Source organism: Kitasatospora sp. NPDC018058 (assembly GCF_044327205.1).
Lineage (GTDB): Bacteria > Actinomycetota > Actinomycetes > Streptomycetales > Streptomycetaceae > Kitasatospora.
On the sequence record NZ_JBIRFA010000110.1, the window covers coordinates 1 to 7007 of the forward strand.

At 68.0% G+C, this 7007-nt stretch carries 7 protein-coding genes; 3 read left to right on the top strand and 4 right to left on the bottom strand.

Annotated elements, in window-relative coordinates:
- Positions 1-645: 645 nt before the first annotated feature.
- The 3 genes from ACH4E7_RS45090 to ACH4E7_RS45100 all read right to left on the bottom strand — a co-directional run bounded on the left by ACH4E7_RS45090 (position 646) and on the right by ACH4E7_RS45100 (position 3334).
- Positions 646-1299 carry a class I SAM-dependent DNA methyltransferase gene (locus tag ACH4E7_RS45090; protein WP_396255046.1) on the bottom strand — a complete coding sequence of 218 codons (654 nt, stop codon included), beginning with the start codon at positions 1297-1299 and terminating at the stop codon, positions 646-648.
- 101 nt (positions 1300-1400) lie between these two features.
- A complete protein-coding gene (gene istB, locus ACH4E7_RS45095; RefSeq protein WP_396255047.1) occupies positions 1401-2249 on the bottom strand; it encodes an IS21-like element helper ATPase IstB in 849 nt (282 codons plus the stop codon).
- On the bottom strand, positions 2246-3334 hold the full coding sequence (locus ACH4E7_RS45100; RefSeq protein ID WP_396255048.1) for a Mu transposase domain-containing protein: 1089 nt from the start codon (positions 3332-3334) through the stop codon (positions 2246-2248). Before ACH4E7_RS45100 ends, istB begins: the two co-directional genes overlap by 4 nt.
- 152 nt (positions 3335-3486) lie before the next feature.
- Here ACH4E7_RS45100 and ACH4E7_RS45105 point away from each other — a divergent pair, with 152 nt between their 5' ends.
- The 3 genes from ACH4E7_RS45105 (at position 3487) to ACH4E7_RS45115 (ending at position 5279) form a co-directional block, all read left to right on the top strand.
- Complete coding sequence (locus ACH4E7_RS45105; protein WP_396255051.1) at positions 3487-4134, top strand: hypothetical protein; 648 nt, start codon at positions 3487-3489, stop codon at positions 4132-4134.
- A gap of 202 nt (positions 4135-4336) precedes the next feature.
- Complete coding sequence (locus ACH4E7_RS45110) at positions 4337-5065, top strand: hypothetical protein (protein WP_396255049.1); 729 nt, start codon at positions 4337-4339, stop codon at positions 5063-5065.
- A gap of 106 nt (positions 5066-5171) precedes the next feature.
- Complete coding sequence (locus ACH4E7_RS45115; RefSeq protein WP_396255052.1) at positions 5172-5279, top strand: hypothetical protein; 108 nt, start codon at positions 5172-5174, stop codon at positions 5277-5279.
- Positions 5280-5396: 117 nt separating this feature from the next.
- On the opposite strand, the gene ACH4E7_RS45120 is transcribed toward ACH4E7_RS45115, so the two are convergent.
- Positions 5397-6659 (bottom strand): IS701 family transposase, encoded by a 1263-nt coding sequence (locus tag ACH4E7_RS45120; RefSeq protein ID WP_396255050.1) that lies wholly within the window; start codon positions 6657-6659, stop codon positions 5397-5399.
- Positions 6660-7007: the final 348 nt, after the last annotated feature.

Here is a 7007-nt window from a genome sequence, read left to right on the forward strand (position 1 = left end):
GTCCGCTGCCTAATCAGACGGGCTTGGACCCTCTACCGCTGGGATACCCGGCCTCGAAGCCCCCGCATCCGATGACCTACTGGCGGACGCCCTTAATCAACTTCCACCCACGGTGAAGGGTAATGCCGGCAGCGATGGATGCTGATGCGAGGTCCGCAGCGGCGCCACCGTGGGGCAGAAGTCCGGCAAGCGCACCAAGGGGCGCAGCGCCGAGGCGGCCATTGGGCCTGGTGAGAGCTGGTCAGCTGAGGGTGGCTCGGGGGCGTTCACGTTGCCGGTGCGGTTCCAGAAGCCGGTGGACGAGAACGTGCTCGCTCTGTTCATCGCCTCGCGGGTGCTGACGGGTGATTTAGTCGGGTCATATTGAGACCACGTCTTCGGTGGCGATGGGCACCAGGGTTGGGCTGTTCGTGGCGGGGATGTACTCGACAGGGCTCCGTGGTTTTCGGTGGGAACGGGCGCCGTTTCGGCGAGTTCGGGAGCCACTGATCGGGTGACCTGCCGGTTGGGGCGGAGTGTCCAGGGGATGCCAGCGCGCGAGTGTCGATAGCTTGTGGCTGCGGGCCCTGGGGCTGCCTCCCTGACAAGATGCGGCCAGGGGCTCGCGCCTGCTCATGCCTCGGGGACGAGTCGAGCTACGGGCCCCTACTGAATAGCAGGCTGGCGGCGCGCGAAGAGAATTCCCCCGAGCGTGCTCTCGGCTGAGCTGAGGGTCATCTGCGCCTCGACCGTGAAGCCGGCATCGTTGAGCCAGGCTGCCATCTGGCCGGGCTGACGGCGATGGACGTAGACCTTCATCGGGTGGCCGCCGTACCCCTGCGTCTTCAGCCGCGACTCATCACCGACGTGGAAGCCGAGGAGCAGTGGACCACCGGGTCGCAACACCCGCCGGAAGTGGGTGAAGACCGAGTCGATCTCGTCGTCGGGGACGTGGATCAGCGAGTACCAGGCGACCAGGCCGGCCATCGAGGCGTCGGCGAGGTCGAGGTCCGTCATGGAGCCGACCTCGAACCGTAGGCCGGGGTGATCACGCCGAGCTACCTCGATCATCGCGGGCGACAGGTCGATCCCGAACGCGTCCACGCCCAGCTCGCGCAGGTAGGCGGTAATCCTCCCCGGCCCGCATCCCAGATCCGCAACCGGCCCCCCGCCGGTCGTCTGCACAAGGTCGGCGAACAGCGTCAGGGCCGCGCGTTCGTAGGGCGTCTGGTCCAAGAGGTCACGCACCTGGTCCGCATAGCTGGTGGCGACGGCGTCGTAGGACGTCCGGGTGTCTGCCAACCAGCCTTCAGTGTTCATACCCAGACACCGTAGTTCAATGACCAAGGCGTGTCCGGCGCGACCACGGTCCATGCTGGGCTGGCTCCGACGAGGATGCGTGTTTCAGAGCTGGTGTGTCGTCACTTCGTTGCCGGGAAGAGGGATTCCTGGGTGGTCTGGAATCGGTAGGACTCGGTGCCGGTCTGAATGAGGGTGCAGCGGAAGGTGATCCGGTCGGCGATGGCCGCGCAGAGGCGGGCGTCCCCGAAGGTCTTGTCCCACTCGGTGAACGGGGAGTTCGTCGCGACCGCGGTGGCCTTGCACTCCTCGCGCTCCGTGAAAATCTGGAACAGCAGCTTGGCACCTTTGCGGTCCAGGTTCAGATACCCAAACTCGTCCAGGCACAAAAGGTCGATCTTGCTGTAGCGGGCGATCACCGAGGAAAGCCGCCGTCTGGCGTCGGCCTCAGCGAGCTCGTTCACCAGCGCCGAAGTCGTGGTGTAGCGAACTGACAGGCCCGCCTCCGCGATCGCGGTGCCGATCCCGATCAGCAGATGGGACTTGCCGGTGCCGGAGTCCCCGATCAGCACCAGCGGTCGGCCCTCGCGGACCCAGCCGGGGGACTTCAGGTCGGCGACGACCTCCGGGGTGACGTTCGGGTTCTTGGTGAAGTCGAAGTCCTCCAGCCGCTTGGGACGTGGGAAGCGGGCCAGCCGCAGGAGCCGCTGCTGACGGCGCACGTCGCGGTCGGCGAGTTCGACCTGCAGAAGGTCGAGGAGGAACTGCTTGTAGGTGGCCTGCTCGCGGCGGGCGGTGCTGGCGAGTTCGATGAACCGCTCGCGGAATGCGGGCAGCTTCAGGTCCCGGCATGCCTCGTCGATGAGCATGTCCTCCGGGTCGCCTGGCAGGGACACCCTCCTCTGCGGGATCCGCTCCCGGTCGCGGTCCTGGTCGGCGTCGTGGTCGGTGAGGGTGATGGCGCGGGTCATGCCCCCTGGCCTTTCTGGTTCTGGCTGGTCTCTCGGGCGGTGCCCAGGTTCAGCAGCCGGTCGTACTTGCTCATGTCGGGCAGCGTCGTGCGTGGATCGGGCGGCAGGCGGCGCGCGTGCAGCGAGATCACCCTCGCCCCGGCCGCCTCCTGGCCCGCGCTCTCGCCGCCCGCGTCGTCGGCTGGCCCGTCGCCGGTGAGAAGTTCGGCGTCGTCGTCGTCGGTGCCCTCCATCGCCTTTCGGGCCTCGATCGCGACGAGGTCGGTGGACACCGAGCCGATCCGAAGACAGGTCTCCATCGCCTTCACCAGGGCCTCGGCCGGCAGCTGGCGGTGCAGCAGCAGGACCTCGATCAGCATTCGGGTGCCCTCCCGGTCCCCGGCCTTCTGCTTGGCCGCGGCCCAGAACGCCTCGTGGACCTTCGTGAAACCGCCCTCCGCGCGGGCCTGCGCGAGCGCGGAGGCGCCGGCGAACGCACCCGGCTTGACCAGCAGGATCTCCAGGTAGTGGTCCAGGAAGTCGTGGTAGGTGTAACGGCGCGTCAAGCGGGGATGGCGGGCGACCACCTGGCGGCCGTCGAACACCCACAACTCGTTCGCCCGCAGCTTGACCCGCACTTTCTGCCCGATGAACTTCGCCGGCACCGAGTAGTAGCCCTGGCGGACCGTGATCCGGCTATTGCGGGCGACCGTGGGAGTCAGGTCGATCCCGCAGTCGTAGTCGTCGTCGGGCAGCGGCCGAAGCCGGTCGCGCTCGGCCTCGAAGTCGAACCCGATCGAGGTCGGACGGCCGTGGATGTGCCTTGCGTCCTCCGCGACGTCGATCGCGGCCAGGCGCTCGTTCAGCTCCGCCAACGAGTCCACCTGCGGGGGCGGCACCAGGTGCTTCCTGCGGAACCGGCCGCCCTCGTGCTCGACGCCGCCCTTCTCGTGTGCCCCGGCCTCGCCAGGGGCGCAGTAGAAAGCCGAGAACTGGTACCACGACTTGAACGACGCCCACCTGGTCGACTCCAGCCGTAAGCGCCCGAACAGCACCTGTTTCACCGCGGGCTTCAAGTTGTCGTAGCGGATGTGCACCGACGGCACCCCTCTAATATGCGGGTCTCGGTGTCAAGGGATGGGTTGGGGCGGCCTGTCGGTCTCCCGTGCTGGTTCGGGCTCACCAGATGTGAGGCAGCCCGGCGTAATCGGGAGGCGTCACGGGCAGGCTGTGCGGCACACTTCGTCGGGTGATCGTGATGCAGCCCGTCCTGGAGAACCGCGCCCCTGACGGATTCGGCCTCTGGCCCGTCGCCGAGGTCGGGCCAGCCGCCTTCCTGCCCCTCAGCGGTGGGCTCTCGCCCGCCGAGGTCGGGACGGCCGTGATGCGCATCGCCAGCTGCAACGATATCGACCCCGAGGACGACCCCGACAACGACCGCCCGCCCCGGCCTGCCGATCCACTCGGATCCTTCCTTCACGGGCTGCTGACCTTCGACACCCTTTTCGCAGCCGGCGGCCTGCGGGTCACCGACCAATCCACCGGGATCACGTTCCTGCCGGGCTGCTGCGACGGCCTGGAGGACTGGCGCACCTGGCACCAACTCGTCGACAAAGACGGCGTGCTCTGGTTCGGCCACGACCCCGTGTCACCGGTTGCGGAGCGCTCCGGCCACACCGTCCGGCTCACGGTCGACGCCGAGCAGAGCGACAGCCCCGTGATCGAACTGTCCGTCACCGGCCTTCGCGATCTGCTCGCCGGCGCCGAACGCGACCTGGTCGGCTTCCTTACGCTGGCCATCGACTGGAGCCACCAGCACCTGCCGCCCGACCACCGGGCTCCCGTCACCGCCGCCCTCGCCCGAGTCCTCGACCTGCCCGGGCCTGTCGTTCCGCCGGAGCAGTAGAACCGCTGGCCGTTGCATCGGCCATCCAGAACCGTGTCGCCGGTACGGTCCTCATGCGTGCCGTGATGAGCATGTTCGCGGGCTCTGTCGCTGATCTTGTGGCATTGGAGGCCTACGATCGGTCCAAGCGCGCCGGCTTCGGCCAGGCCGAGCGCGGGGACACCGGTCCCGGTCTGTCATCGCGGAGCCGTAGGCTCTCGCCATGTTTTCGCGACCATCTGCGGGGGCGCGCGGCCCCTATGACGCGGCGTTCTTGCCGCGGCTGACGTTGACGCTCCGGGCGGCGGACGAGCCCATCACCGCGCCGGTCGCGAAGCTCGGTGGCGAGCCGGTCTGGCTCGACGAGCCCTGCTGGCCAGTTGATCCGGTCACCGGCCACCCCCTGGTGTTCATCGGCCAGTTTCCGGTGCCCGGGGACGAGCTCCGGCTCGCGTACCTCTTTGTCGGAGAGGACGGCCGCATTATGGGTGGCCTCGGCCCGCAGGATGGTGACGGCCTACTGCTCGTTCAGCCTGGCGGCCGGATCCCGCCGTTCGCGTCCATCGGAGACACCGACACCCGCGGTCGAACCCTGTGGCGGTGGGGCCCCGACGAAGAGGAGATCCCTGTCGAGTTCCATGTGGACTTCGCGACAGTGCCGGATCACCTTGAGCGGCAGGTGGCCCGCGACGTGGCGTGGGAGGCGTTCATGCGCGGCGACAGTCCTGACGACGTCGAATTCTTCGGCGCCGACCTGGTGGAGTATCTCGGCGGGACTGCGTCGTTCCCGCATGCAACAGCGCAGGTCGAGGAGCCGTGGCTCTTCTTCATCCGGCTTCAGGACAGCCCTGACGATGGTGACAGGTACTTCCTCAACTTCGGATACGGGTACGGCTTCGGCTTCCTCAGCCCCGACCGGTTGGAGGGACGCTTCTACTGGGAGTCTTCGTGATACGAGAAGGCGGTTTGTCTGAGGCCCCAGGGATACTGGCGCCGTGACGACGTTCTCCTCCGCCGCAGCCGGCTTGACCGCCCCTTCCGCCATCTGGGTCGAGTCGATGGGCGGCCCACTGATCGCAGTGCCGGTTTCCGCGCTGACCAGGTGGCATGGTTGCACTCAGGAGGGGATGGTCGTCCGCAGCGGTGACGTTCAGGACGACTACTAGGGCTTTGTTAGGTGCGGTGGTGTGGTTCGGGTTCCGGGGTGGGTTGGCCGCATATGGAGCAGGCGCCGGTCCAGGTGGCCAGGAGGGCCTGGAGTTCGCGGAGGACCGCGTACAGGGTCAGGCCGGCGCAGGGACTTTTGGGTCGAGCCTGAGCAGGGTGCAGAAGGCCTGGGCGAGGGAGGTGAGGGTGGTGTGGCGGTGCCAGCCGGGGTAGTTGCGGCCTTCGAAGTGGTCCAGGCCCAGACCGTCCTTGAGCTCGCGGTAGTCATGCTCGACGCGCCAGCGGATCTTGCAGATACGGACCAGCTCGCGCAGCGGGGTGTCGGCGGGCAGGGTGGACAGCCAGTAGTCGGTGGGCTCGGCCGAGCCGGGTGGCCACTCGGCCAGCAGCCAGCACTCGGGCAGGGAGCCGTCGACGGCACGGCGGATCTGCCGGTTGGCCGGGCGGACCCGCAGCGCCAGGAATCGGGAGCGCATCTCGGCGCGCGGGTTGTTCCTGGTGGTCTTGGTGCCCTGGCGCCAGGTCACCGTCCGGAGCGCGGATCGCCTGGCGTCCAGAGCGAGTTGGCGCAAGGTGGTGTGCGGATCAGGGTAGGCCGGACCGGGCGGGCGCCCCTGTCCGCTGTAGGGCGGGCGCACCGGGACCGCGTCGCCCGGATAGGCGGTGGTGCTGCCCTTGACGGCGACGGCGTAGGCCAGGCCGCGCTCGGTCAGGCCCTCGCGAAAGCCGGTGGCGTCCCCGTAGCCGGCATCCGCGACCACCGGCAGGTCGGGCAGTTCCCAGTTGCCGCGGACCTCGTCCAACATCTCCAGGGCCAGGCGCCACTTCTCCCGGTGTCGCTCACCCCCGGGGATGGCGGCCTTCGCCCGGCGCCGGCGGATCGCCCCGGCCAGCAGCGCATCGTCGGTGTGCTTGGCGTCGTCCCAGCTCTCGGGCAGGAACAGGCGCCAGTCGACGGCCGAGGACGCGCGGTCGGACACCAGGTTCACACTGACCCCGATCTGGCAGTTGCCGCGCTTGCCCAGCGCTCCGCAGTACATGCGCGCAACCCCCGGCGAGTCGTAGCCGTCCTTGGGAAAGCCCACATCGTCGATGGCGTACGCCTCCGGCGCGATGTGAGCGACCGCCCAACGGGCCAACCGTTCACGGACCTTGGCCCAGTCCCAGGTCGACGAGGCAATGAACTGCTGCAGCTGCTGGTGATCCACACCCAGGCGCTCGGCCATCGGCTGCATCGACTTGCGCTTGCCGTCCAGCATCAACCCGCGCAGGTACAGCTCGCCCTTGGCTCGCTGGTCCCGCCGCGCCAACGACCCCAGCATCTCCGCCGCGAACGCTTCCAGGCGCGGGCGGACCGCCTCCATCTCCTCAGGTGTCACACCTGACAGAAGATCACACTCTACTCGGCAGTGATCAACCGGGGTACCTAACAAAGCCCTACTAGGGCCTGTGTGATGTTGTGATCAACCAGTGGTCAGCAGGAGATCATCGATCCAGATCATCGAGGCGCGAAGGTGGAGGCCGGCGAGGTAGCTGCCGGGTGTCTTGTCGAACCGGGTGGGTGCGCCACGAGGCGCCATGGAGTCGAGTGAGGTGAGAGACCTGCACTGCCGGGTTGTCGCAGCAACCTGCTTGAAGCTGAGGGCAGTTCGTTTCGGGGGATGCCGAGGCGGGCGGTAAGCAGCCCTGACAATGCCGGGACGGACTGGCACTGCCAGACGGTTCGG